At 69.3% G+C, this 26,177-nt stretch carries 24 protein-coding genes; 14 read left to right on the forward strand and 10 right to left on the reverse strand.

Annotated features, from left to right (window positions below; genetic code table 11):
- Window position 1: 1 nt before the first annotated feature.
- The 6 genes from K8640_RS29945 to K8640_RS29970 all read left to right on the forward strand — a co-directional run bounded on the left by K8640_RS29945 (window position 2) and on the right by K8640_RS29970 (window position 5,933).
- Window positions 2–1,180 carry a beta-ketoacyl-ACP synthase gene (locus K8640_RS29945; protein ID WP_223750182.1) on the forward strand — a complete coding sequence of 393 codons (1,179 nt, stop codon included), beginning with the start codon at window positions 2–4 and terminating at the stop codon, window positions 1,178–1,180.
- Window positions 1,180–1,644, forward strand: coding sequence for a 3-hydroxylacyl-ACP dehydratase (locus tag K8640_RS29950; protein WP_141325833.1), 465 nt, complete (start codon window positions 1,180–1,182; stop codon window positions 1,642–1,644). The genes K8640_RS29945 and K8640_RS29950 overlap by 1 nt, the downstream gene beginning before the upstream one ends.
- Window positions 1,637–2,368 carry a 3-oxoacyl-ACP reductase FabG gene (gene fabG, locus K8640_RS29955; RefSeq protein WP_223750183.1) on the forward strand — a complete coding sequence of 244 codons (732 nt, stop codon included), beginning with the start codon at window positions 1,637–1,639 and terminating at the stop codon, window positions 2,366–2,368. The genes K8640_RS29950 and fabG overlap by 8 nt, the downstream gene beginning before the upstream one ends.
- Window positions 2,365–3,603, forward strand: coding sequence for a beta-ketoacyl-ACP synthase (locus tag K8640_RS29960; protein WP_141325835.1), 1,239 nt, complete (start codon window positions 2,365–2,367; stop codon window positions 3,601–3,603). Before fabG ends, K8640_RS29960 begins: the two co-directional genes overlap by 4 nt.
- Before the next feature lie 11 nt (window positions 3,604–3,614).
- Entirely contained in the window at window positions 3,615–4,058 is a 444-nt protein-coding gene (locus tag K8640_RS29965; RefSeq protein ID WP_223750184.1) for an excinuclease ATPase subunit, read from the forward strand.
- A gap of 102 nt (window positions 4,059–4,160) precedes the next feature.
- A complete protein-coding gene (locus K8640_RS29970) occupies window positions 4,161–5,933 on the forward strand; it encodes a serine/threonine-protein kinase (RefSeq protein ID WP_223750185.1) in 1,773 nt (590 codons plus the stop codon).
- A gap of 211 nt (window positions 5,934–6,144) precedes the next feature.
- On the opposite strand, the gene K8640_RS29975 is transcribed toward K8640_RS29970, so the two are convergent.
- From K8640_RS29975 to K8640_RS29995, 5 genes are all read right to left on the reverse strand, one after another.
- Window positions 6,145–6,957, reverse strand: a complete 813-nt coding sequence (locus K8640_RS29975) for a DUF429 domain-containing protein (protein ID WP_223750186.1) — start codon at window positions 6,955–6,957, stop codon at window positions 6,145–6,147.
- 36 nt (window positions 6,958–6,993) lie between these two features.
- Window positions 6,994–7,401 carry a hypothetical protein gene (locus K8640_RS29980; RefSeq protein WP_223750187.1) on the reverse strand — a complete coding sequence of 136 codons (408 nt, stop codon included), beginning with the start codon at window positions 7,399–7,401 and terminating at the stop codon, window positions 6,994–6,996.
- A gap of 84 nt (window positions 7,402–7,485) precedes the next feature.
- Window positions 7,486–8,088 (reverse strand): TetR/AcrR family transcriptional regulator, encoded by a 603-nt coding sequence (locus K8640_RS29985; protein ID WP_223750188.1) that lies wholly within the window; start codon window positions 8,086–8,088, stop codon window positions 7,486–7,488.
- Window positions 8,089–8,197: 109 nt separating this feature from the next.
- On the reverse strand, window positions 8,198–8,683 hold the full coding sequence (locus K8640_RS29990) for a hypothetical protein (RefSeq protein WP_223750189.1): 486 nt from the start codon (window positions 8,681–8,683) through the stop codon (window positions 8,198–8,200).
- A gap of 36 nt (window positions 8,684–8,719) precedes the next feature.
- On the reverse strand, window positions 8,720–9,421 hold the full coding sequence (locus tag K8640_RS29995; RefSeq protein ID WP_223750190.1) for a DUF6585 family protein: 702 nt from the start codon (window positions 9,419–9,421) through the stop codon (window positions 8,720–8,722).
- Between the two features lie 400 nt (window positions 9,422–9,821).
- Here K8640_RS29995 and K8640_RS30000 point away from each other — a divergent pair, with 400 nt between their 5' ends.
- From K8640_RS30000 to K8640_RS30020, 5 genes are all read left to right on the forward strand, one after another.
- Window positions 9,822–10,550 (forward strand): hypothetical protein, encoded by a 729-nt coding sequence (locus K8640_RS30000; protein WP_223750191.1) that lies wholly within the window; start codon window positions 9,822–9,824, stop codon window positions 10,548–10,550.
- A gap of 38 nt (window positions 10,551–10,588) precedes the next feature.
- Complete coding sequence (locus K8640_RS30005) at window positions 10,589–12,199, forward strand: sigma 54-interacting transcriptional regulator (protein WP_370640411.1); 1,611 nt, start codon at window positions 10,589–10,591, stop codon at window positions 12,197–12,199.
- 60 nt (window positions 12,200–12,259) lie between these two features.
- A complete protein-coding gene (locus tag K8640_RS30010; protein ID WP_223750192.1) occupies window positions 12,260–12,604 on the forward strand; it encodes a hypothetical protein in 345 nt (114 codons plus the stop codon).
- Window positions 12,585–13,055, forward strand: coding sequence for a hypothetical protein (locus K8640_RS30015; protein ID WP_223750193.1), 471 nt, complete (start codon window positions 12,585–12,587; stop codon window positions 13,053–13,055). Before K8640_RS30010 ends, K8640_RS30015 begins: the two co-directional genes overlap by 20 nt.
- Window positions 13,056–13,127: 72 nt before the next feature.
- Window positions 13,128–13,514 (forward strand): hypothetical protein, encoded by a 387-nt coding sequence (locus tag K8640_RS30020; protein ID WP_223750194.1) that lies wholly within the window; start codon window positions 13,128–13,130, stop codon window positions 13,512–13,514.
- On the opposite strand, the gene K8640_RS30025 is transcribed toward K8640_RS30020, so the two are convergent.
- Complete coding sequence (locus tag K8640_RS30025) at window positions 13,504–17,139, reverse strand: serine/threonine-protein kinase (RefSeq protein WP_223750195.1); 3,636 nt, start codon at window positions 17,137–17,139, stop codon at window positions 13,504–13,506. The genes K8640_RS30020 and K8640_RS30025 overlap by 11 nt on opposite strands.
- A 507-nt stretch (window positions 17,140–17,646) precedes the next feature.
- Complete coding sequence (locus K8640_RS30030) at window positions 17,647–19,059, reverse strand: serine hydrolase (protein WP_223750196.1); 1,413 nt, start codon at window positions 19,057–19,059, stop codon at window positions 17,647–17,649.
- Window positions 19,060–19,189: 130 nt separating this feature from the next.
- Here K8640_RS30030 and K8640_RS30035 point away from each other — a divergent pair, with 130 nt between their 5' ends.
- Entirely contained in the window at window positions 19,190–19,411 is a 222-nt protein-coding gene (locus K8640_RS30035) for a hypothetical protein (RefSeq protein ID WP_223750197.1), read from the forward strand.
- Window positions 19,412–19,419: 8 nt separating this feature from the next.
- On the opposite strand, the gene K8640_RS30040 is transcribed toward K8640_RS30035, so the two are convergent.
- Together K8640_RS30040 and K8640_RS30045 are read right to left on the reverse strand one after the other, a co-directional pair.
- Window positions 19,420–19,857 (reverse strand): hypothetical protein, encoded by a 438-nt coding sequence (locus K8640_RS30040; RefSeq protein ID WP_223750198.1) that lies wholly within the window; start codon window positions 19,855–19,857, stop codon window positions 19,420–19,422.
- A gap of 466 nt (window positions 19,858–20,323) precedes the next feature.
- Window positions 20,324–20,653, reverse strand: a complete 330-nt coding sequence (locus tag K8640_RS30045) for a hypothetical protein (RefSeq protein ID WP_223750199.1) — start codon at window positions 20,651–20,653, stop codon at window positions 20,324–20,326.
- A gap of 595 nt (window positions 20,654–21,248) precedes the next feature.
- Between K8640_RS30045 and K8640_RS30050 the strand changes: the two genes are divergently transcribed.
- On the forward strand, window positions 21,249–23,627 hold the full coding sequence (locus tag K8640_RS30050; RefSeq protein WP_223750200.1) for an Ig-like domain-containing protein: 2,379 nt from the start codon (window positions 21,249–21,251) through the stop codon (window positions 23,625–23,627).
- Window positions 23,628–23,987: 360 nt separating this feature from the next.
- Here the strand turns inward: K8640_RS30050 and K8640_RS30055 are convergent, their stop codons facing one another.
- The gene (locus K8640_RS30055; RefSeq protein ID WP_370640412.1) at window positions 23,988–24,605 is read right to left on the reverse strand and encodes a S41 family peptidase; all 618 of its coding nucleotides are present in this window, start codon (window positions 24,603–24,605) and stop codon (window positions 23,988–23,990) included.
- 1,002 nt (window positions 24,606–25,607) lie between these two features.
- Here K8640_RS30055 and K8640_RS30065 point away from each other — a divergent pair.
- On the forward strand, window positions 25,608–25,919 hold the full coding sequence (locus K8640_RS30065; protein WP_223750211.1) for a hypothetical protein: 312 nt from the start codon (window positions 25,608–25,610) through the stop codon (window positions 25,917–25,919).
- Window positions 25,920–26,177: the final 258 nt, after the last annotated feature.

Raw genomic sequence — 26,177 nt, forward strand, 5'->3', positions numbered from 1 at the left:
CGTGACGCCGCCCGTCTTCCTCAACCACCTCGGCGTGGTGTGCGCCCTGGGCCATGGCACCACCGAGGTGGCCCAGGCCCTCTTCGGCACCCAGCCGACGGGCGTGGCCCCCAGCCCCGACTTCGCCTCCCGCGTGCTGCACGTGGGGCAGGTCACCTCGCCGCTCGTGGCCACGGACGCGCTGCCGGTGCACCTGCGAAGCCGCAACAACGCGCTCCTGCTCACCGCGCTCGCCCAGGTGCGTCCCGCCGTGGATGAGGCCCTGCTGCGCTACGGGCCCCAGCGCGTGGCCGTGGTCCTGGGCACCAGCACCTCCGGCATCGGCGAGAGCGAGGCCGCCATCAAGGTCCGCGAGGCCACGGGCGAGCTGCCCGCGCACTTCGACGTGCGACAACAGGAATTGGGCTCGCCCGCGCTGGCACTCAACCACGTGCTCGGGGTGAACGGGCCGTCGTTCGTCATCTCCACCGCGTGCTCGTCCAGCGCCAAGTCCCTGGCCACCGCGGCCCGGCTCCTGCGCTCGGGAATCGCCGACGCGGTCATCACCGGCGGCGCGGACGCGCTGTGCGCCTTCACCGTGGCGGGCTTCGCCTCGCTCGACTCGGTGAGCGAGGCCCGGTGCAACCCGATGAGCGTCCACCGCCGGGGCATCAACATCGGGGAAGGCGCGGCGCTGTTCCTGATGACGCGCGAGCCGGGGCCCGTGCGGCTCGCGGGCTGGGGCGAGTCCTCCGACGCTCACCACCTCTCCGCACCCGAGCCCGGGGGACGGGGCGCCCTGGTCGCCATGCGGACGGCGATGGAGCGCGCGGGCGTGACGGCGGCCGACGTGGGCTACGTCAACCTCCACGGCACGGCGACGCCGCAGAACGACGCCATGGAGAGCCGCGCGGTGGCCTCGCTCCTGGGGCAGGCCGTGCCGTGCAGCTCCACCAAGCCGCTCACCGGGCACACGCTGGGGGCCGCGGGCGCGCTGGAGGCGGCCCTGTGCTGGCTGACGCTCACCGACGCCCACGGGCGGCTTCCGCCCCACTGGTGGGACGGCGAGGCGGACCCGGAGCTGCCCGCGCTGGCGCTGGTGAAGCCGGGAACGGCGCTGGGGCGCCCGCCGCGCTATGTCCTGAGCAACTCCTTCGCCTTCGGCGGCAGCAACGCCGCACTTCTGTTGGGGACGGCCTGATGCGCACGCCCATTGCCTTCGACATCTCGGAGATTGTCCCCCACGCCGACCGCATGCGGCTGATAGACAGGGCGGTGGAAGGCGACGAGGAGGGCCTGGTGGCCGAGGTGACGCTGCGCGAGGACTGCCTCTTCCAGGAAGGGGGCGAGGTGGGCGGCTGGGTGGGCATCGAGTTCATGGCCCAGGCCATCGCCGCCTACGCCGGCTGGCGGCAGCGGCTGCAGGGACAGCCCCAGCGGATGGGCTTCCTCCTGGGCACGCGCAAGTACGAGTGCAGCCGCCCGTCGTTCAAGGTGGGCGAGCACCTTCGCATCGAGGTCCGCCGACAATTCTGGACGGACGAGGGCATGAGCCAGTTCGACTGCACCCTGGGCGTGGGCGGGGAGACGGTGGCCACCGCGGCGCTGACGGTGTTCCAGCCGCCGGCCTCGGTGGACCTGACGAAGGTGGGCAAGGATGAGTGAGAAGACGGTACTGGTGACGGGCTCCAGCCGGGGCATCGGCCGCGCCATTGCCCTGCGGCTGGCGCGCGACGGCTTCGACGTCGTGGTGCACTGCCGCGCCAAGGTGGAAGAGGCGGAGGCGGTGGCCGCGGGCGTGCGCGAGCTGGGCCGCGCGTCGCGGGTGCTGCGCTTCGACGTGGCCGACCGCGCCGACACGGAGAAGGTGCTGCTCGCGGACATCGAGGCCCACGGCTGCTACTACGGCGTGGTGTGCAACGCGGGCATCGCCCGGGACAACGCCTTCCCCGCCATGCCCGCGGAGGACTGGGACGCGGTCATCCACACCAACCTGGACGCGTTCTACAACGTGCTCAACCCGCTGAGCATGCCGCTGGTGCGCAGGCGCAAGCCCGGGCGCATCGTCACGCTGTCCTCGGTGTCCGGCCTCATGGGCAACCGGGGCCAGGTGAACTACAGCGCGGCGAAGGCGGGCATCATCGGCGCCACGAAGGCGCTGGCGGTGGAGCTGGCCAGCCGTGGAATCACGGTGAATTGCGTGGCGCCGGGCCTCATCGACACGGAGATGGTGGAGCCGCACGTCGTCGAGGAGGCGCTGAAGATGATTCCGGCGAAGCGGCTGGGCAGGCCCGAGGAGGTCGCCGCCGCGGTGAGCTTCCTGATGAGCGAGGACGCCGCGTACGTCACGCGGCAGGTCATCTCCGTGAATGGAGGGCTGCTGGGATGAAGCGGGTCGTCGTCACGGGCGTGGGCGCGCTGAGCCCCCTGGGCCATGACTGGCCGCAGGTGGAGGCCCGGCTCAGGTCGCTGCGCAATGCCGTGCAGGTCATCGAGGACTGGAAGCAGTACGAGGGGCTCAACACCCAGGTGGGCGCGCCCACCGCGCCGTTCGAGCTGCCGCCGCAGACCTACTCGCGCAAGACGATGCGCGGCATGGGCCGGGTGGCGCTGCTGGCCACGCGCGCCAGTGAGCTGGCGCTCGTCGACGCGGGGCTCCTGGGCGACGCGCTGCTCTCCAGCGGGAGGATGGGCGTGTCGTACGGCTCGTCCACCGGCTCGCCGCCGAGCATCGGCGACTTCGGCCGGATGCTGATGAACAAGAGCACCGAGGGCATCACCGCCACGTCCTACGTGCGCTCCATGTCCCATACGGCCGCCGTCAACATCGGCGTCTTCTTCGGGCTCACCGGGCGCATCATCACCACGTCGAGCGCGTGCACGTCCGGCAGCCAGGGCATCGGCTACGCGTACGAGGCCATCAAGATGGGCCGGCAGGTGGCCATGCTCGCCGGAGGCGCCGAGGAGCTGGATGCCACCGGCGCCGCCGTGTTCGACACCCTGTTCGCCACCAGCACGAAGAGCAACGGCACCCCGGAGCTGACGCCCCGCCCCTTCCACGCCCAGCGCGACGGCCTGGTGCTCGGCGAGGGCGCGTGCACGCTGGTGCTGGAGGAGCTGGAGCACGCCCGGGCCCGGGGCGCGCGCATCTACGCGGAGCTCATCGGCTACGGGACCAACAGCGACGGGCGCCACATCACCCAGCCGCACTCGGAGACCATGGCCCTGGCGATGCGACTGGCCCTGGAGGACGCGGGCGTGGAGCCGGGCGCGGTGGCCTACGTCAACGCGCACGGCACCGCCACCGACACGGGCGACGTGGCGGAGAGCGTGGCCACGAACCAGGTCTTCGGCGAGCGGATGCCCATCTCGTCCCTCAAGAGCTACATGGGACACACGCTGGGCGCCTGCGGCGCGCTGGAGGCGTGGATGACGGTGGAGATGATGCGCTCGGAGTGGTTCGCCCCCACGCTCCATCTGGATGAAGCGTCGGTGGACCCCCGCTGCGCCCCGCTGGACTACGTGACGGGAAATGGCCGAAGGATCCAGGCCGACGTCGTCATGTCGAACAACTTCGCCTTCGGTGGCATCAACACCTCGTTGATCTTCCGCCGGTGGCAGTGACGGAGAACTCCATGAAGAAGGCAATGCTGCTGTCGCTGCTCGCGCTCACCGTCTCCACCCCGGCCCTCGCGCGCGACACCGTGGTCATGATTCCGCTCAAGGAAGTCCTGGCCATGCCCCAGGCCCAGGAGAAGCTGGACGGCACGGTGCGCTTCTACCTGGCCGGCGCCAAGACGCCCGACATCGTCAAGGAGATGGGCGAGGACGTCTCCAACAAGAAGACCAACGGCCTCAACAAGTCCGACGAGGAGGGCTGCAAGTGGGCCACCCTCTCCGCGCTCATCGCCCTGCAGGAGGGCGCCAAGAAGCGCGGCGCCAACGCCGTGGTCGGCATCGTCAGCTACTACAAGAAGAACGAGCTGCAGCACGCGACCGAGATCGAGTGCCACGCCGGCACCTTCGCCATCGGCGTCGCCCTCAAGGGCACGTACGCGAAGGTCGCGGGCAAGAAGTAGCGCCTTTCCACGGGGGTCCTCGACCACCCCGGTGGCTTGGTTTGAGCCCCGTCCAAGTCGTAATTCGCGAGGAGCGGGAGGCCTGGACTAGGCTCCCGCGTCGTGACGCCCTACACGATGTTGCATCTGGCATTGGCCGGCGCCTTCCTGGTGCTCGCGCTGGTGCACCTGGCGACGTGGGGCGCGGTGCGCTCCCAGCGGGTGCAGCTGTGGCTGGCCACGAGCTTCCTGGGCTTCGCGGCGCTGAGCTTCTCCACCGGCGTGACGAGCCACGAGGCGGGGCGGCTGTTCATCGACACGCGCCCCTGGTTGCTGTTGGGCGCGCTGATGGCCATCCCCCTGCCCTACACGCTGCTGCGGGTGCTGTGGGCGCTGTTGGACCTGCCGCTGACGCCCTGGCGCAAGGTGTTGGTGGCGCTGGCGGTGGCCTTCGGCGCGCTGCGCATCGTGGACGTGCTGGGCTCGGTGCTTTCGAGCGCGAGCGTGCGGATGACGCCGGCGGAGCTGGGCCAGGCGACCTCCAGCCTGGGGTTGCCCATGTTCTGGTTGCTCGCCTTCACGGTGGGCGGGACGTGGGCGGTGGAGGCGCTGCGGGCGCTCAAGCGGCGCGGGGCCATGGCGGTGGCGGTGCTGTTCGCCGCGCTGTGCGCGCTCGGCATCCTGGGGCGGGAGCTGGCGGTGGACCTGGGGTGGACGCAGGGGCCGTCCTTGACGACGCTGGTGGGGATTCCCTTCCTGATGCTGGCGACGACGGCGCTGGCCATCCTCACCGCGCGCTCGCTGAGGGGCGCGGACCTGGGCACGGGCATCCACCGCTATCGGCGCTTGTCGCGGTTGGGGCGTGGCGGGATGGGCGAGGTGTGGCTCGCGGTGCGCACGGGGCGGGCGGGGTTCCACCGGCTGGTGGTGCTCAAGCGGATGGTCGACGAGGGGGGCGAGGACCTCGCGGTGCGGCTGCAGCGCTTCATCGGTGAGGCGCGCACCGCGGCGCGACTGCATCACCCGAACATCGTCTCCGTGCACGACCTGGGACAGGTCGACGGCGCGTGGTTCATCGTCATGGAGTACCTGAGCGGCGTGAATGCGCTGAAGCTCGCGCGGCAGGTGCGGCGCGGGAGCGTGGTGCCGCTCGAGGTCGTGGTGGAGATCTGCGTGCAGGCGCTGCGGGGGCTCGCGTACGCGCACGAGCGCGGCGTCATCCACCGGGACATCAGCGCGGACAACCTGGTGGTGACGTTCGACGGCGTGGTGAAGGTGGTGGACTTCGGCATCGCGCACGGGCTGGGCGCGCCGCAGGAGTCGTCCGTGTCCACCGCGTCCGTGCCCGCGCTGAGCCACCTCACCCAGGAAGGCGACGTCATCGGCAAGGTCGCGTACATGCCGCCCGAGCGGAGGGCGGGGGCCCCGGCGACGGTGTCCGGGGATGTGTATGCGCTCGGCTGCGTGCTGCATGAGCTGCTGTGGGGTGAGCTGCCGGGCATCGGCATGAGCCTCCAGCAGCGCGCGCTGTGGGATGGGCCCGAGGCGGCCGAGGTGAACCGGAAGCTGCGGGCCATCGTCGACCGGGCGCTGCACCCCATGCCCGCGCGGCGCTTCGAGGATGCGCGGCAGATGGAGCTGGCGCTGGAGGGGCTGAGGCCCGCGCTGCCTGCGGTGAATCTGGCGCGGTGGCTGCGCGAGGACTTCGTGGAGAAGTACGCGCATGAGTGCGCGCTCGCGGACTTGAGCGACCCCACGCCCGAGCAGGTGGAGGCGCTCCAGTCGCGCGCGCCCGGGGTGGCTCCGGTGGAGCTCGTCCCCACCCAGTTGGTGGCGCCAGTGGAGGCCGCGCCCACGGAGCTGCAGGCCACGCGCAAGCTGCGCGCCCCGAGCTGATGAAGCCGAGCGGCTCGTGCCAGCATGGCGTCCACAGAAGCCCTGCCGCGAGCGGCACGCCGAGCCTCGAGGTCCTCATCGCTCCGACCTGGCACAGACCAAGGCCGCCCCCTGGTGAGCTGCGGCGCGCGCGCTCCGAGCCGGAGCGCCCCTCGCGGCGTGGGGACGGAGGACCTCGTCGGTTGCGAGTGCCGCGCGTCTCCTCGGGGCGCTATGGGCCGGGGCGCTCCTGTACCGGGTAGATCCACCCTTCTCCCGAGCGCACCACGGAGGCGGGAGCACCACTGAACCCCGAGGCCCAGGCCGACGCGGCCGACAGCGCCGCGAGGAGCGAATCGAGCGCGTCGCCATCCGCGTCGGAGACCAGGGTGAGCTGGTCGCGGGTGGAGATGACCAGCCCGGTGGATGCACGAACGCATCGGAGGAGGTCGCGGCGGCGCTCGGCGAAGTCGCGGCCCTTGTATGTCCTGGGCAATCCCAACCAGCGGACGACCTCGGCGGGGAGCACCTCCACCACCGCCGGCCCGGGGTGCATGCTCCACGGAGGAACGGCCCCGCGCCAGCCCGCGAGCGCACGCAGGCCCCAGTACGTCTGTCTGAACATGCGCAGGTTCGTGGGCGCGAACGGCGCCGAGCACGTCACGTCCGTGACGCGCTTCTTCTCCGGCCCCACCGCGTCCCTGAACGCTTCAGCCGAGGCATGCACCTTCGCCACCGCGGCCCCCAACCGCGAGGGGCCCGTCACGGGGAGCCCCAGGCGCTGGAGCTGGCTCGCCTCCAGGCTGAAGCAGAAGTCGAGCCCGGCCACGTCGGCGCCGTGGGACGACAACCAGGGCCCCAGCCCCTCCGCCACCACGAGCGCGCCTCCGGAGGAGAACGGGCGCACGAGCGACACGAGCCTCGCCCGCCCCGCCTCGAACTCCACGGTGGCGGCCCAGACCTTCCGGTGGGCGTGGACCGCGCCACTCCAGTCCACTCCCACCGCGCGCCCCTGCCGCGGGAGCCACATGCGGCGCGACGTCACGACCCGAAGCTCCCGCGCACGCTCACCCCAAGGGCCTCAGAAGTAGAGCCACCGCGCGCCCGTGGGCGAGCTCGAATACGCCGAGCACAGCAACGCGTCCGCGAAGCCACTGCCACTACAGCACGCCATCTGCGTCCCAATCTGACTGCGCAGGCAGGACTGGTTCGCATACTGGCTGCACGCGGGCAGCCCCGAGCAGGTGGACTGGGAGCACGCCGTGAACACCCCATCACACGTGACGCCCTGCCCGTCCGTGCCCGAGCACGTCGTCCCCGAACACGACACGGACGTGGACCCGGGACACGACACGGAACAGACGGCGAGCTGGGAATGCGTCGCGCCCTCCTCCGAAGGCGCCGCGGAGCCGGGCTCCAGCTCCGTCCCACCACATCCGATGAACGAAAGCGCGACGAACAACGCCAACATGACTCCCGACGGCTTCATGTGCGTACCCCCGGCTTGGACGGACAGCCGCGCGACTCTAACGCGCGAGGTCCGGGAGTTCGATGTGCCCCGCCCCACTCACCCTCACGATGAAGTGTCATCGGAAACGGGTGACCGCATCGTCAGCCCACGAAGCACCAGCTCGAGCATCTCCGAGAGCGCCGCACGCTGACGGGCGCCCTCCGCTGACGTGAGGAGCATTCCGGTGATGCCGTGGAGCCCGGCCAACAGCCCCATCGCGACGCTCCGGGGCTCGCGGACGACGAAGGCCCCCCGCGCCTTCCCCTCGACGATGATGGACTCCAGCAGCGCGAGCTCCCGCGCCCGGTCCTCCCGGAGGAAGGGCTCGGCGACGGGGATGAACTCCAGCATCGCGGTTTCAGGGAGCGAGAGCGTCCGCGTGACGCGCGTGAGCTGCGCCTCGCGCACCTCGATGAACGTGCGCAGCTTCGCTTCCGGAGTCGCCGCCCTGCGCACCGCGGCCTCCAGGTGGACGAGCGCCTCGCCCCGGTTGCGGTCGATGACGGCGCCGAGCAGGGCCTCCTTGCTCTCGAAGTGGAGGTAGACGGTCCCCTTGCCGATGCCCGCGCGCTTCGCGATGTCCTCGATGGAGGTCTTCTTGAAGCCGAGCCGGGAGAAGCTGTCCGTGGCGGCGTCGAGAATCGCGGTGCGGTGCTCGGAGCTCATGCCCCGAGGGTAGACCGGAGGGCCGGTCCCCCCAAGCGACACGAAGCGCCCCGTGCCACGCGCACACGGGGACGGCCGGCCGCCTGGAGACAGGCGGCGAGCGAGGGCTTCAGCGCTGGCTGTAGCGGTCGCAGGTGGCCAGGTACTCGTCGCTCGACATGTCGAGCGCGGCCACGCGGTACTGCTTGCCCTTGGGCTTCTTCAGCGTGGTCTTGATGACCACGAACTTCCCGATGGGGATGCCCATGTACGACTGGTCGAGGTAGGTGTTCTCCTCGATGTGCTCCCAGGCGATGTGCACGCCATCCGCGAAGTGGATGCCGTCGTGGCCGATGGTGAGCCCGGGCTGGTCCATCTTGCCCAGCACCATCGGCTTGATGCAGTTGACCAGCATCACCAGACAGCCGAACAGGATGAGCCCGGCGATGGCGAGCACGGCGGCGCCCTTGTCACGCGCGGCGAACGCGAGGTAGCCGAAGAACGCCGTGGCCACCACCCAGATGACGGTGCCGATGATGAGCTTCGTGCGCGAGTAGTAGAAATGCTGGGGCTGGTTCGACTTCGCCTTCGACTGAGCGGATCGGTAGAGTTCCATGATGTGCTGCCTGACGGTGGGGTGAGGACGAAAAGCTCAGCCGGCGAGCCGGTCTGAGAGGTAGGAGAACAGGACGGGCGCGTTGACGAGCTTCTCCTCGTCGATCTTGTGCAGCCGACCGTTCGCGAGGATGTGCAGCTCCCGAGTGGAGACGCCCTGCTCGAAGTCGTCCTGCAGCCGCAGCGACTCGATGTCCTCCCACTCGATGAGCTTCTTCTTGAAGACCAGCCCCTCGGCGCGGATCCACAGCGGACCGAAGCGCACCTCTTCGCCGCGAGCCACCTGGCGACGGATGGCCGGCAGCAGCATGGAGACGACCTGCTGGGTGACCACGGCCTCCAACTCGTCCGAGTCACTCCACAGGTGCAGCCGCAGCCGGTACTTGCTGTCGCGATGCGCGAGGATGAGGCACTCGTTGTTGTGCTCGCGCACGATGCTCGTCATGTCGCGCCACAGGACGGACTTCTTGCCCACGTGGATGCCGCGGGCGTCGAGCACCAGCGAGTTCGGCGAGAGCAGCCACGCGAACAGGTCGCCCGCGCGCCAGAGAATCAGATAGAGCCCACACGGGATGCCGAGCAGCGCGAAGGCGAACCCCGTCTGACTGCGCACCATCCCCTTCACCATGTCCGCGGGCAGCAGATGGATGCCCGAGGGCGTGAGCATCATCGCGAGCGCGAAGTAGATGAGGACGAGTCCCCCCGCCAGCCAGGACAGGGTGTGCGTGGGGAAGACCAATGAGTGCGAGTACTTCAGGGGACGACTCCCAGCGGGCCGACCGGGGCACGAGCCTCAGCGAACGTTCGGTCACCTATAAAGGAGTGCGGGCGATTTTTCGACCCCGAAACACTCTCCGCGACACCGCCTCATTTGGGAGTCAGGCTTTCCAAGCCAGCCCTGTTGGACGCGCAGGGAAATGCAGCCCGGCTCCGCCTGCCGTCTCACACGGTGAGACTCACCCTCCGCGAATGCGCGGGTAGCTCCAGGGAGTGTGTCCAGGACATGCCGTGGACATGTCGCCGACACGCCAGGTCTTCGAGGCAGCCCTCACACGGGGCCGTCGGGGCGCGTGGCACATGTCCTGCTCTCGACAGGCTCGGCGTGAGCGACACGCCGGTCCCCACTCCTGGAGAGAGCAATGGCTTCCTATCAATGGAACGACGGCCACATCCTGACGTTGTCCCAAGGCGACACCGCGAGCTGCGCGGGCGGACTCAACAAGGAGTTGCTCCATGCGCTCTTCTTCTACAACAGCGCGCAGAACGAGACCGGCGCCACGCTGACCGTCGTGTGGAAGAACAGCGAGGCGCCCGTGACGGTGCGAGTGCCCGGCACCAACGCGAAGCAGGGGCTGGCGTCGCTGTTCTTCGTGTCGGGTGACGACACCAACAACGTCTCGGTGGGCATGAGCAACAACCAGCCTGGAGCCCAGGTGCAGTGCTTCATCGGGAGCGTCAAGATGCCCACCAACACCACGGGCCTCAACAACACGCTGCTGGAGGCGGATGGGAAGCTGCATCCCCTCAAGACGTTCACGCGGTACCACACCGCGCCCCAGCCCTCCTGGTACCAGGGACAGCTGCAGAGCAACGTCAATCAGTTCATGTCCGTCCAGTTCACCTCCAAGAAGGCGACCGTCAACCTCGTGAACAGCCAGGTGGAGCCCACGAGCGCGTTCTATTACGCGACCTCCCGGCTCAAGGACCTGGTGCAGATCAACCGCGCCGAGTCCCAGACACTGCAGTGGAACCTCCAGGGCAACGGGGAGCAGGTGGTGTGGATCAACGCGACCAGCCTCCAGAACTCACAGACTGCGTCCATCGCCTTGCAGAGCCTCGCCTCGCTCTACAAGCTGGTCCAGGACTAGCGCCTCCGCGGGTGGGAAGCCGGCTACAATGCCAGCTCGTGTCCCGGCCCCCTCTCGTCTCCCCTCCATCGCCCCAGCTCCTCGCGGATGTCTCGACGGCCGCGGAGCCCCCGCGCCGGGGCGGTGAGCCCATGCACCACCCGGCGGCGGTATTGACGCTCGTCGCCCATCCCCAGCTCGCCCGGGTGGGCGAGCGGCGGGTGCTCGAGGACCTCCTCGCGGGGCAGGAGTGGGTCCTCTCGCGCAACGCTCCGGACTTCACGCCCGCGTCCAGCGCCTTCGGTGCGCCGCTGGGGGACCCGTTCCTGAGCCGCAAGCCCTTCCTCCGGTTCAATCGCACGCAGACAGGGATTCGCGTCAGCGTGGGGCCCGAGACCCGGTGCACGTCGGACGGCGTGCCACTGCGGGACTCGCGCGAGTGGGACCTGGAGGCGGTGCGCTCGGGGGTGCCCCTGGAGCTGGCGGGGCGACTCGTCCTGCTGCTGCATCTGTGCGAACCCGGACCGTCCACCGCGCTCGCATCGCCGGGCATGGTGGGAGAGAGTGTGGGATTGCGCCGGGTGCGCAAGGACATCCAGCGCGTGGCGGACCTGGACCTGTGTGTCCTCATCCGGGGTGAGACGGGGACCGGAAAGGAATTGGTCGCCCAGGCGCTCCACCAGCAGGGCCCGCGCGCGAGGAAGCCCTTCCTGAGCATCAACCTGGGCGCCATCCCCAGGGAGCTCGCGGCGGCGGAGCTGTTCGGCGCCGCCAAGGGGGCCTTCACCGGGGCGAACCAGGCACGTGATGGTTTCTTCCGCGCCGCCCAGGGCGGCACCCTCTTCCTGGATGAAATCGGCGAGGCCTCCGCCGAGCTCCAGGTCATGCTCCTGCGAGTCCTGGAGGCGGGTGAGCTGTTCCCCGTCGGCGCCAGCACGCCGGTTCGCACGGACGTGAGGCTGGTCGCCGCCACGGACGCGGACCTCGAGACCCACATCCGCGACGGCCGCTTCAAGGCGCCGCTGCTCCACCGGCTCGCGGGCTATGAAATCCAGCTGCCGCCCCTGCGCGAGCGCCGCGAGGACATCGCCCCGTTGTTCCTCCACTTCGCCCGGGAGGCGTTGGAGTCCATCGGGGAGTCGCATCGACTGACACCGGGAGACCCCTACCAGGAGCCCTGGTTGCCACCGGCGCTCGCGGTCCGGCTGCTGCGCCATTCCTGGCCCGGGAACATCCGCCAGCTGCGCAACGTCGCGCGACAGCTCGTGGTCGGCAGCCGGGGACAATCCCAGCTGGAGCTGGGCCCGCGGCTCGCACAGGAGCTGGAGTCTCCCCTGCCCCTCGCGCGGCCTCCGGCTCCCGCGTCGCCTGACGCCGAGCCCCTCACCCGCCGCAAGTCCACGGAGGTGACGGAGCCGGAGCTGCTCGAGGCCCTGCGCGCGCACGAGTGGGACGTCAAGCGCGCCGCGGACCACCTGGGAATCCCCCGCTCGTCCATCTACAACCTCATCGAGCGCAGCCCGGTCATCCGGCTCGCCGGGGACTTGAGCGTGGAGGAGCTCACCCGCTGCTTCCACGAGTGCCAGGGTGACCTCGATACCATGGTCCGCCGCCTGGAAGTCTCCCGGCGCGCGCTCAGCCGTCGCATCAAGGAGCTGGGGCTCGGCTGACCCGATGACGGGGCCCCTGGATTGCAATCACATCGTGCCTCTCACGAAGTGGAGGCATGGATGAGCAATCCCCTTCCCAAGAAGCAACCACTGGCACCCGCCCCGGGCCTCGAAACCCTCGAGGCCGAGCCGGATCTCTGGAGCCTCGACGGCACGGGCTATCAGCCCGGCCAGGTCATTCCCATCCCAGGGCATGCCTCGGTCGAACTCGAGGCGTCGCCTCAGTTCATCAAACCGCAGCTCTACCTGGATGGCTCCCCCGTCGGGGACGGAGCCATCATCATGGGCCTGGCCCCCGGCATGCACCCGGTCGAATGCACATACACGGGCGAGGGCGACGTCGCTGGAGACCTCACGGGGACCCTCAACGTCGGGACCGGCACCGATGACGACGCACACAAGTAAGCAGGGCGAAAGCGAGGCCAGGATGAGCACCCCATCTCCTCAGCGCCCCCTGGAGAGACACGCCGATTACCGCATCGAACTCAGGGACGATGGCTGGTATCTCAACAACGTGAAGTCGCCCCGCCAAGGCATGAGCATCCCAGCGGGCCGCGAAAACACCCTCCTGTTCACAATCACGGCCGGGACCCGCTCCATCCTCGAGGACGTACCTGTCCAGCTCCACATCGGACTCAGCGGCGCGGCAGCCGCCCTCCACACCCCCGTCCGCCTGAACACCCTGCTTCCCGACGTCCTGCCCTCCGGGAGCTACCTGCTCACGGTCTACTCCTCGGAGAAGAAGCTGCTGGGTGACATGACGGGGACGTTGAACGTCGGAAAGGGTGGAGATGAGCCCCCATCCTCGGTGTCGCCACGAGCAGCGGGCGTGGACGACTCCAGCCCGGGTTGCTGAACCCGAGCCGCACGAATGGGCGGGGCCCGTGGATTGCACATCCCGGGCACTTCTCACATCACGGAGGTGTGCATGGGGATTCCACCCAAACAGAGACAAGACCCGGCGCGCGGTGGACTCGACGTCATCAAGGCCACGCGGCAGTACTGGCTCCACAACGAGAAACCGGTCAAGGACGGTAGAATCAACGTCACGGCGGGCAGCACCCATGTGCTCCTGTTCATGACCGCACACGACCTCGGAGATGCTCGAATCCAGCTCCGGACGCAAGGCTTCGACTCGCGTCCGCCTGTCGACCTCTTCGTCCCGAAGAACGTCCCCATTCCAGACTTCCTGCCCGCGGGGCAATACACGATCACCTGCCAGTTCCGAGACGTCCTGGCTGGCGAAATCACCGGGACGTTGAACGTCGGCATGGGGACCGAGGAGCCCCGCGGAAACTCCCACGTCAACGCGTGAGCGTGGCGCCCCGCGGCTCCCGTCCGTTCGACCAACGGGGGGCAAGATTCGGGTTGCGGGAGAGCGCCAGGTTCAACGCCTCCCGCGCCTGAAGCCGCGCCCTTCGGGAGTCCTCACCCTCTCCTGGCGTGAGCTCCGCCCTCGCCAGGAGCAGGCCCGCGCGGTGGGCCTGTGCGTTGGGCCATCCGGGCCTCGCCTCCAGCGCCTCGTCCACGCGGAGGAGACCTCGCTCCAGCAGGGCCTTCGCGTCCGCGCCCCGCCCGGCGCTCCACGCCGCCCAATCCAGACAGAGCCGCACGAAGGCCAGCCGGAAGTCATGGCGCTCGGGAGCAAGCTTCAGGGCCTCATCGAACGCTCGCGCCGAGGCCTCGAAGTCCTCATCCTTCCCCTGCCCCTTCGATGCACGCCAGCGGGCGAGGACCGCGAGCCGCTCCCCCTGCCCGCTCCAGGCCTCCGCCAGCCGGGGGTTGTGCTTCAGGGCCTTCTGGAGCGCGTCCTCCGCGCGCCTCAACGCAGGGCCCGGGTCTCTACCTCGTACCAGGTCCTCCGCGGCCCCCTGCACCTCGCTGGTGCCCAGATTGGACCAGGGCTGGGCATGCTCCGGCGCCAGCACCACGGCCTGCTGGTAGGCCTCCAGCGCCGCGCGGAGGCTCACGCCCGGGTCCTTCCCCGCCTCGCGCAGGTGCAGGGTCCGCACGGCGTGCACCTCGCCCAGGTTGTTGAGCGCGGGGAGCCACTTGGGCGCCACCTCGAGCGCCTTCTCATAGCTCGCCTGGGCCTGGGCCAGCAGCGGCTCCGAGGCCTCGCCGCGCTCCCACGCATCCTCCGCCAGCCGTCGGAGCACCCGTCCCACGCCGTTGTGGAGGTGGGGCAGTCGCGGATTGATGCCCAATCCCTGGCGGTACAGCTCCAGCGCGGCGTTCAGCTCCGGCTCCGGGTCTCCGCCCGAGTTCCGTCGGCGCGCCGCCAGGAGGATATGGACCTCGCCTCCATAGAAGAACGCCACCACGTGTCTGGGATTGATGCGTCGGCCCTCGGCCAGGGCATCGCGCGCCCGGGACAGGTCCTCCTCCTGCTCCGCGCCGTGCGAACCCTCGGCCCGGGTGATGTATGCGATGGCCAGATTGATGTACGGCTCGGGCAGTCGAGGGTCGAGCGCGATGGCCTCGCGATAGGCCTCCATGGCCCTCCCACGGGCTGCCCGCGAGGACAGCCCCGCCTGCTCCTCGTACTCCGCCCATTCCTTGTGGAGCAGCCCTCGCTGGTTGTGGAACCCGTGGTCTCGCTGCCCGGGAGCGATTCCCTCCAGCATCGCCAGGGCCTCGCGGAAGCGCTCGCGCGGGTCGCCTCCGTGCTCCCGGCGGGACTGTCCCCACTGGAGCAGGACGTTGACCAGCTCGAGCCGCGCCTCGGGCCGCTGGGGTGCGAGCGCCAGCGCGGCCCGCAGGCGCTCGGAGGACTTCTGGAGCAGCGCCTCCAGGTCCACGCCATGGCGGCCCCGGTCCTCGGCCCAGCGACGATGGAAGCGCGCCTCCAGGACGAGCGACTCATAGTCCTCGGGTGAGGCGGCCAGCGCCCGCGCGACGGAGGCGAGCCCCCGCTCGTAGGCGGGCCCCACATCGCCCTTGTCGTAGAGCTCCATCAACAGCACCGCGTACTCGAGCCCAGCCAGGGCCCGATGCGACGCGGGCAGACTCTCGGCGATGGCGATGGCCCGGGAGTAGGCGCCGCGAGCGGCCTCGAAGTCGCGCAGCGCCTCCTCACGCGCACCGGAGGTGCCCTTGCGAGTCGCGCGAGCCACCAGGATGTCCCCGCGCAGCATCGGCGCCTCGTGGAGCCAGGGCTGCTGGGTGCCCAGCGTGTCCAGCAGACCGAGGGCCTCGTCCAGGCGCCCTTCGTAGAAGGCCAGCAGGGCCGTGCCGTACTCGGGAGCGAGCCCCTCCGCGCCCTGGCTCTGGCGCAGGTACGCGAGCGCCGGGTCTCGATAGTCGCGCTCCAGATCACTCAGGCGCGCCTGTCGTTGCTCGGGAGAGCGCAGGCGCTCGGCCTCGAGCAGGTGCTCCCGGTAGAGCTGCCCCATCACCAGGGCCAGGGACTGGGCCACGCGGGGCTCACGGAAGTCCGCGCTCCACGCGGACTCCAGGGAGCGGCGGGCCTGGGCGAGGTCGCCCAGCGCGAGGGCGCCTCGTCCCAGCGCGTAGTGTCCGGGGCCCTGGGCGCTCGGCCCACCCGTGTCGATTTCGGCGGCGAGCACCTCCATCCGCTCGCGCAACCTGCGCTGGTCCTCGCGCGTATCGTGCAGCGGGGCGAGCGCGGAGTAGCGCGCCAGGGCCTCGATGCGCTCCACCTGCTCGGTGAAGCGGCGGGCCAGGCGCTCACGCACCGAGGCCTCATGGCGAGCCAATGCCACCTGCCCGAGGGCGCTCGCGACGACCAGGAGCATCGCGGCGGCCACTGCCACGCGGCGCCAGTGTTTGCGCAACCGCTTGCGGAGCTGGTAGCTGGCGCCCCGGTGCGCGCGCACGGGCTCGCCCGAGAGGTAGCGCTCCAAATCCTCCGCGAGCGCGCGCGCCGAGTCGTAGCGAGCGGAGCGGTCCTTCTCCAGACACTTGAGGGTGATGGCCTCCAGGTCCTCGGGGATGGCCTTGTCCAGCATCCGGGGTGGCCGAGGCTCCGCGGTGCGCAATTGCTCCAGCACCTCCAGGGCCGTGTGCCCCTCGAATGGAGCACGCCCGGTGAGGAGGAAGTAGAGGCTGGCGCCCAGACTGTAGACATCCGCGCGGCGGTCCAGCGAGGCGTGCTCGCCGCGGGCCTGCTCGGGGGCCATGTAGTGGGGCGTGCCCAGCAGCGTCCCATCCAGGGTGGTGCTCGCGGACCAGTCACGGGCGAGGCCGAAGTCCATGACATAGGGCTTCAGCGTGCCGTCATCGGCGCGCTCCACCATGATGTTGGAGGGCTTCAGGTCGCGATGGATGAGGCCCACGCGATGCGCCTCGTGCACGCCGAGCGCGGCATCCCGGAGCACCATCACCCGCTGCTCCAGGCGCAGCGACGGAGCGAGCGTGCCGAGGGGTTGCCCGTCGATGAACCGCATGGCGATGAAGACCTTGTTCTGGACCTCACCGACCTCATAGACCTCGCAGACGCGCTCGTGACTCACGCGGGCCTGGGCGCGGGCCTCCGCGATGAAGCGGCGCGTGAGCCACGACGACTCGTCGCGGACGAACTTGAGCGCCACCTGACGTCGCAGGCGCGGGTCCCACGCGAGGAACACGCGCCCCATGCCGCCCTGCCCCAGGAGCCGGACGGGCTGGTAGCGGTCCCACCCGGGCACGGGGAAGTCCTCGGGCGCTATCGCGCTCCGTGCCTCGACGGGAGGCGACACCGTGACCGTGTCGTCGGGAGAAGGGCCCGCCGCGGGGTTCGGAGCCGGGTGACTGGACAGGTCCTGACGCAGCGCCGCCAGCGTCTGCGCGGAGAGCCGCCCACGCTCCAGCAGGAGCTGGAGGGGGCTCTTCCCCATCCGGAGCGCCTCCTCGCGAATCGCAGTCACCTCGTCCCGGGTGAGCAGGCCTTCAGCCAGCGCCACCCCGAGCAACGGCTCATCACCATCCTGGACAGCCATGGGACCCCGCGGTCAGGAACAGGCAACAACCCTCCACGGGTGCCTAGCATGCCCTGAGCGGGACAGGTCTGGGAGGGGGCCCCGCACGTCCCCGCGCTACAGCGCAGGTCCGGGGAGCCCCAGGCCCGCATGGGCCGCCTTGGAGCGCCCCAGGTCGAGCCCAGGTGTCGAGCTCCGAGACATCCTCGAACATCCACTCGCCCGCAGACACAGGGAGCGTCCCTCTTCGAACACCCTCCTTGAAGCCGACTTCAGCTCGTTTGGGACGTGTTTCATGAATCACCCCACACAAGGAGCACCACCACGCTGCGTTCGACCTCCCACCACAGGTTGACTCTGGGACTGCTGGCCCTGTGCTTGTCGTGGCATCCCCCGTCGCTCACGCGGAAGACCTCCTGCCGGGCAACCCCATCACGGGGCCACTGCTCTTCAACCTGAGATGCGCCCAATGTCATAGCACCGCCCCGGGGACCAACCCGCTGGCCGCATGGCCCTCCAGGGCCTTCGCTACTTCTTCAGCTCGGTCATGCCAAACAGGGACACGCGGCCATCCGGGATGAGCGACACCTTGTACACGTAGGTGTCGGTGCCGAAGTCCACCAGGTACGTGTAGACGCGGTCATCGCCCACCACCTCTCGCTGGGCGAGCCGCAACATCCCCGTGGGCCCCAGCTTCTTCAGGCGCTCCGTGAAATGCGGCAGCGCCTCCGAGGCGAGCCACGGCGGCGCGTAGGCGAAGCGGGCCTTGTCCACCGTCCCCGCCCTCACCTCCTCGAGGAACGCCGTCAGCTGGGCGGTGACCTGCGGCTCGGTGTCCTCGACGGCGGCGAGCTTCGGCGGACCGAGCGCCGGGTTGACGATGGCGGCGATGCCCTCGGTGAACCGCCCGGGGCTGGCCTGCGCCGTGTTCGCCAGCACGATGATGGACAGCGAGTCCCCCTCGTAGTGGGCGTAGTGGGCGCGGAACCCCTGCCACGCGCCACCGTGCTGGTGCAGCGGCTTGCCATTGCGCTCCAGCAGCTGCCAGCCGAATCCATAGGGATGCGTGGCGCCGCTGTTGAGCCGCACGGGTGAGAGGATCTCGCGCCAGCTCTCCTCGCTCAAGAGCGCGCGCTTCCGCACGGCGGTGTCCCACGCCAGCAGGTCCTTCACGGAGAAGTAGAGCGCTCCGTCTCCCGTCGTGTTGAGTGACGGGGACACCCAGGTCTGGTGCTTGGGCGTGCCCTTCACCAACTGATAACCGGACGAGCGGTTGGGGATGATGTCGGCCTCGCTGATGCCGCGCGCCGTCTTCATGCCCGCGGGCTTGAAGACCTTCGCGTCCAGGACATCGACATACGTCGTGCCCGTGATGCGATTCACCAGCAGGCCCAGCAGGACATAGCCGGAGTTGCTGTAGCTGAAGCGCAGGCCCGCCGGGAACTCCAGGGGCAGCGTGTAGATGAACCGCGCGAACTCCTCGTCCGTGTAGTCCTTGCGCTCGTCGAGCTTCCCCTCCAGGTCCTGGATGCCGGACGTGTGCGTCAACAGGTGGCGCACGGTGATGGGCGCCCAGGACGCGGGGGCGTCCGGGAAGTGCTTCGTGATGGAGTCGGACAGCGACACCCTGCCCGCCTCCACCTGCGCCATCACCGCCATGGCGGTGAACATCTTCCCCACCGAGCCCGACTGGAAGAGCGTGTCCGTCCCCACGGGGACGCGGTGCTCCAGGTCGGCGGAGCCGTACCCCTTCGCGAGCACGACGCGCCCATTGTGCACCACGCCCACCGCGAGCCCCACCACGCCCTGACGCTTCTGCTCCGCCTGGACGAACGCGTCGATGCGCCCTCGCAACGAGCCCTGCGCCAACGCGGGCCCCGCCGCGAGGAGGACACCAAGGATGACGCCGAAGATCCGCCTCTGCCCCGAACGACCTTGCATGAAAGCTCCTGCGCGAGAACACCCCTGTGGCCCTACGCAATGACTGCAACAGGATTGCGCTTCTTGGCAGGTCTCCGCCTGCCCTCCGCCCCTCCAGGGAGGATAGCCCCGCTCCACGCAAGCCCTCCGAATGAATTCGCGCGCCCCCGAGCCCTGGGGGCCTCACGCGCATGTCAGCGAAACTGTCTACCGGAGGACCACGCCCGCGACGCCGCGGCCCAAGACGTTCGCCAATGCCGCCCCCGCCCCGCGGTGCGGCATCGCGCGGCGCCGGGCCATCGACTTCCCCAGCCTGGACGCCATCGTGTGGATGAGTCCCTCGAACCACGACGTGCTCGTCTACCGCCTGTGAGGCGACGCTCAGAACCGGCCGCCCAACCCCAACGTCATCCCCCCCTGGGTCACCGAGACCAGGGGTTGCAGGTGGACGTCCGACGGGGCCGGCGGCGCGCTGTTGGCGGCATGGGACAGTTCATGGCCCACGAAGGACCCCAGGACCGAGCCCACCAGGGCGACCGAAGGGACGATGATGAAGTCGCCCTTCTCCACCAGGAGCAGAGACACCACGGTGCCCGTCCCCGCGCCGACCCCGGCCCCCAGGAGCGTTCCGCTCCACGTCCCCTTTCCATCCAGGATGCGTGCTCCCCACATGATGCCGATGGGCGCGCCCACGGCGGCGCCCACGAGGAAGCCCGCAGCTGCATTGTCGATGCACGCACCGATTCCCGAGCGGGATTGACAAGACGCATTGCCCACGAAGAAGCCGGGGAGCCCCATCGACAAGGAGGTCACGGACATGGCGCCAATCTCCACCGCGATGCGGGCACTCGTGCGAAGCGCCGCGAGCGCCGCTGCGTCGGATGACGGGGCCGCCTCCCGAGGCGGAATGCTCGTGGCTCCATCCGGAAGGGGCGCTTCAGCGGCCCCGGGGCCCTCGCTGGACGCGAGCGCGAGGCGCGGGGAGAGGAACAGCAGTGAAAACAGCAAGGACCATGTCGACAGGAGTCGTGCCGTGATGACGAACATGCGCATGCGCCACTGCAAGCCAGGAGCCCCTCCGAGCCCCGAGGAGTTTCCAGCAGATGCGCGGCCCGCTCACGCGACGTGGTGCCTGGCATGTGCAGCCCGGTGCACACTCCCGCCCGGGTGCGAAGCCCGTTGTGCGGCGACAGACCGAGGCGGCGGATGAGGCGCGAGGGACCCTCGGCGCCTCATCTCGAAGGGGGCCACGCCTGGCGGCCCCACCAGCACCGAAGCTCCGCGGTTACGGCAGACAGTCCGCGCAGGAGCCGGACAACCGGGTGTTGGCGATGAAGGCGTCGTAGTCCGCCTGGGTGGTGAGCACCGCGGAGCCGAAGTCCGCGTAGACGGCCCAGAGCGAGGGCGTGGCCGCCGCGCCCTCGAAGGTTCCGCGATAGTAGTCCACCCCATTGTTCGTCTGGATGAAGCTCCACCCGTGGTTGCGATTCCAGGGGCGGCAGCTGGCGTGGGTCACCATGTAGCTCTGCGTGGGATTGCCCCCGCGCCCCTTCCACAGGTAGCACGCATTCGCGGGCGCCTGGGAGGAAGGCGTCTGCGCTTCGGCGCCAGACATCAAGAGGCAGCTTCCCAGTGCGAGGAAGGACAAGGAGCGGCGAGGCATCATCGGTCATCTCCGGTTGGGCCCGGATCGTCGGGCGGGAGCCCGCGCTGCAAACCTCACACCCGGAGATGAAGAAGCCCGGGCCCGGTGACCCCGTTCGCGGCCTGGGGCCACGCCGCGTGGTTTGACATGTCAAGGGAAGGATTTGACGTGTCAGGAGCGGGGTCGTGACGCCAGGCCGAGGATGCTGGATGTCTGCCCTAGCGCCCGAGAATTGACGGCATTCCTGGTATCACGACAGGCAATGCGCTATGAGTCGCCGGGTCGTCTCCGAGCCGCTCCTGGTCAGGGTCACTGAAGGCCCCGTCACGAGCATGTCTGAAGCGAGCCCCTGAGACGCGAAGCGCTGTCGACACCTGTCGTTGACATGTGTCCATGGCACTCGAGTGCCTGGCGGCTGGTGGCCGGAGGACGTTGGCCATTCATGTATTGCGCGACGAGACGTCGGTCGCAAGAAGAGCTGTCGTTCAATCCACGAGGGGGATGGTCCATTCCGGGCATCATCTTGCTCCTCGGGGGGAGTCCATCGATGCGAAGTGGTCCTGGGATGACGTGGTCATGGGGGCTCGGCGTGACGCTGGCCCTGTCGCTGGCGGCGTGCGGTGCGGAACCCGTGGTGGAGGAGCAGGTCCGTGCTCCGGAGCCCGGGATGTCGCAATCCGGGGAGGCGGCGTTGACGTGGGACCCGTATGCGGACGCGGTGGCGTCGGGCACCAACGCGGCGGTGCTCAACGCGAGCGCGGCGCTGGGCGCTCCGGACGGGAGGGCGGCGACCCTGCTGGGCCTGCTCAACGCGGCGCTGGTGCTGGACCTGGGCCAGGGTGAAGAAGGGACCGGGGACCTGCGCGTCTACTACCAGGGCCTGTCGCTGGCGCTGGTGGCCCAGGTGGACTTCCTGAAGGCGGATGGGACCTTCATTGGCTCCAGCCCGCTGCACCTGGTCGAGCTGGGCCTGGGGACCCATATCGCGGTGGCGAGGTACCCTGGGAACGTGCCCTATCGCTACGTGCGCCTGAAGGGGGCGCTCGCCGTGTATCTGGTGGACGCGGTGGAGACGTCGCTGCGGGTCATCTGTGGGGACGGCGTGCTGGACGGGTACGAAGTCTGTGACGACGGCAATCAGCACTCCGGAGACGGCTGCAGCAGTGTCTGCGAGGTCGAGCCGGGCTACACCTGCACGGGACAGCCGAGCGTCTGCGACAACAACCGCGCCCCCACCGTCGAGCCCGTCCAGGCGACCACCCCCGAGGACACCGCGGTGGACATCACCCTCCCCGCGGCGGATCCGGATGGCGACGCGCTGAGCTACACGTTCACCCTGCCCGACCATGGCACGCTCACGGGCACGGGAGCCGTGGTGACGTACACCCCGAACGCGAACTTCAACGGGACGGATGCGTTCCAGGTCACGGTCTCGGACGGGAAGAAGCAGGCGAGGGCCACCGTCACCGTCACGGTGACGCCGGTCAACGACGCGCCCGTGGCGACCTCCGCGGCGGTGACGGTGAACCACAACACGTCGACGCCCGTCACCGTGGCGGCCACGGACGTGGACGGGGATGTGCTGGGCTTCACGGTGACGACGCCGCCCGCCCACGGGACCTTGTCCGGGACGGGGGCCCAACTGCTCTACACGCCGAACGCGGACTACCAGGGGACGGACGCGTTCACCTTCACGGCCAACGACGGCGTGCTGACGTCGAACACGGCCACCGTCAGCATCACCGTCCGGGGGCCGCCGGTCTGCGGTGACGGCTTCGTCGACTCGGGTGAGGTGTGCGACGACGGCAACCGGGCCGCGGGCGATGGCTGTCGAGCGGACTGTCAGGGCCTGGAGGTGTGCGGCGACGGACTGGTCGACAGCGCGGCGGGAGAGCAGTGCGATGATGGCGGGACGACGCCGGGAGATGGCTGCGACGCCGAGTGCCAGCTGGACGCCTTCTCGAACATTCCTCCCACGCTCATCAGCGGGACGCTGAACTGCACCACGGCCAATTCGAACACGGGCCGCAAGGCCGCGGTGGACGCCCTGGGGCGCTTCTACGTCGTCATGCTCTGCGGTGGCTCGGTCCATGTCAGCGTGAGCGCGGACCGGGGTTTCACCTGGGTAGGGCCGACGCCGCTGGGCATCACCGACGCGGCGGAGGTCGCCATCGAGGGCGGCCCCACGGGGACCGCGTATGTGGCGGCCACGAGCGCGGGCTCGCTGCTGTTCACCCGGACCGTGGACGCGGGGACGAGCTGGGAGGCGCCGCGAAGCCTCGGCAACGCGGGCAACCCCACCGTCAGCCTGGATTCGACAGGCGACGCGGTCTACGTCGTCGTCTCACGAGGCGGCGCGGGGGTGCGCGTCCTGCGCAACTTCGCGCGCGGCACGGGCGACTTCAGCGTGACGGACGTGGACCAGAACAATGCCTTCTTCGACGTACTCGTGGACAAGATCAGCGGCGATGTCTTCTCGGTGAGCGATGACCCGACGTTCCGCATCCGTCGGAGCAGCGATCAGGGGACGAGCTTCGGTCCGCAGAGCTCGCCGCCGGGGCAGGCGTTCTTCTCGGACTGGACGGGCTCCAACGGGTTCATCTACGTCACGGGCTCCTTCGGGGACGACAACGTGGATGTCATCCCGGTGTCCGCGCCGGGGACGAGCATCCAGGTGACGGGCCTGCCCACGGATGTCTCTCCGGCTCCGGTCCGGTCGATTGACGCGGACGCACTCGGCAACGGCTACATCGTCACGCAGCGGGGGACGGGCAACATCCAGTTGGACCGGATGCTCGTGGGGGCGACGTTGATTCAGCCCACGGACGCCAGGACCATCGGGCCGGGCAACGTGCCCGCGGTCGCCGCGCTCCCGTCGAACGGCGGCGCCTTGGTGGCGTACACGAACGGCACCAGCGTCTACGCCTCGGTGGTGGTGTACTGAACGTCCGGTCGCGCGCCTCCTGCTCATTGTGGGAGGCGCGCGGTTGGCGTTCCTGTTGAAGGTTGTCTTCAGGCCGCAGCGCACGGCGAAGGCGCGCCCCCAGAGACTGTCGTCACGAATCGCACGTGCCGGGCAACACCGGGTCTCCATGCGGGCCCGTGCCGCCCCGGCGCAATGTGGCTTCGCGGCATGGTCCTCTTCCGAGATGCGTCCTGGGTCATCCAGTCCGAGTCCACGCAGGAGCTGCGCCCCACGGCTCCTCCGGTCAGTCACCGTGGCGATGAAGCACGGTATCACGGCCCTCTCGTGACGCCGCGCCCCGGGCCCAACGTGTCCGTGCGCGTGAACGCGGAGCCCGGTTCACCGGAGGCGTTGGAGCACTTCCTCGAGCGCCTGGTCGGCGGGGACCAGGATGTCGGGGGTGATGCCAACGCCCTCCCAGTCCTTTCCCGTGTCGGGGTCCAGGGTCCGCCCGACGGGGAGGACCACGGCCAGCGAGTCCCCGAGCGGTTGTGGGCAGGCGAAGTGATTGGCCCCTGCCGTGGTCTCGCCCACCAGGGTCGCGCGCTCCGTGCGCTGGAGGGCCAGCGCCAGGTGCTCGGCCGCGGACGCGGTCCGGCTGGAGACGAGGTAGAAGACCCGCGCGCCGAAGAGGCGTGACTCCGTCGTGTGGGGGTGCACGCGGTGCTCCCGCCGATGGATTCCCTCGGGCCCATGGCCCTCGCGCATCAGGACGTCCCCGGGCGGCCCGCATTCGAGCTCGAGGTTGCGCCGTGGGGTGTCCAAGTACGCCAGGAGGGCCTCCTGCTCGAAGAGATAGGACAGCAGGACGTTCATCTCGCGAGGGCCTCCGCCGCGATGGGTCCGCGCATCGAGGATGAGCGCCTTGGCCGTCGCATGCTCTCTCATGAACCGGCCCACCGCGGCGACCGACCTCTCGTCGCCGGGGAAGGCATTGATATGGACGCACAACACCACGGTCAGCAGCTACTCAGGCAGGGGGCCACCGCTAACAGTCTTCTGCGTGCACTTGCCAGAACAGCCATTTCCAGAGCAACTGAAGGGCGTACATGAGCCATTCATATGCGCCTGACACCCATAGCCACTGCACGACGGTCCGCTGCACTCAAGGATGCACTCCACCTTTCCCGGCTCCGGCAGCGGATCATTGAAAGAGGAGTTCACCCACACGACATCCACAGTCGAGACCGTCTTGTCCTTCGACACCCGCACGGTCCTCGTCTCCCCTACCTGGTAGACGGACACATCAGGTCGCGCGAGATACTCTCGAAGTTTCGGGTCCGTCTCATCCGTCACGATTCCGGTACACGTCCCCGAGACTTCGTTCGGCGCCTCAGCTGCCACGAGCCCACTCGACAGCGCTACCGCCAGAAACAGCCACCTCATGCTAGACCGCATGTATTCTCCCTGAGAAAGCGCACGCAAACTCGCGCTTAACGAGAATATAGCGCAAACGCATCGAGACTGCCACCAATCAACATATGCCATCATGATGCAAATACCCCTCAGTGGTTTTGACTCTTGAGCAGCTACCACCCAGAGGCTCCTACCCTGCCACCTCCTGGAACTCCGCGCTGACGTCGTGGGCGTTGAATCCCTTCACGCTGGTAGACCAGCTCTCGCAGACGACGCGGTGCACCCGCGCGCCGGCCCCCGGTGAAGGTGAGCGCCGCGCCCGCCGCTGGGGCAGCGACGAAGGTGACAAGCCCCGAGGCGGAGAGCGCGTAGCCCGTCCCAGCGACGAGAGGCACGCCGTCGCGGAAGAGGACGGGCGGCGCGCCCCACTCCGTCACCGGCACGAGCTCCACGGGGCCACCGGGAGCGAGCGGTCGCTCGAGCAGGAACTGCGTGCGCGCTCCGTCCCCGGTGCCGAAGCGGAACACTGCGACAGCCCACGCACTCGTGGGCGCGACGAACTCGAAGGGCAGCGCACCGCGGTGGGCGACGAGGAACGCCTCGATGGCGTCCGCCTCCGCCTTCCTCCGGGTGTTGAACTTGGAGTGCCCAGCGCTGGAGATTGGGACGAATGCCGTCCTCCGCGCGCTGGGCGTGCCCGTCACCGAACTGGGCTTTCAAGATGCGGGGCTGTGCCTGCTGCTGCGCGCCGTAGTCCGGCGTGAAGGGAAACGCTCCATTCTCGCCAGCCTCGGCGGCGAAGCGGACGTGTTCCAGCAACTCGCTCTGGCGATGCCTCAGTCTCGTTGGATGTGGCCGAGCATCCTCAACGCGATCACTTCCATCTGCGCGTACGCCAGTCGCGCCCGCACGTAGCGCGTCCTCGCCTCGGGACTTCCGTCCCGTCCCGCGACTGCCCGCTGCAGCTCCCTCTCCACCGCCGCCAAGCCCTGCTCGAGCGCCACCCGCCTGCTCCAGTCGTCCATGGGCAGGCGGGAGCACATCGCGTGCCTAAGCACAAAGCCCTTCTGCGGAGGTGAGTCCGCAGTGGGGCGTGCTCAGACTCGACTTTCGCCATTTTAGAGCGAGGGAGAGAGCGCGGCGGTCTACTCCGCGCTCTCCAGAGATGGCGGG

The sequence above is a fragment of the Myxococcus sp. XM-1-1-1 genome, assembly GCF_020037095.1.
Taxonomy (GTDB): Bacteria; Myxococcota; Myxococcia; order Myxococcales; family Myxococcaceae; genus Myxococcus; species Myxococcus fulvus.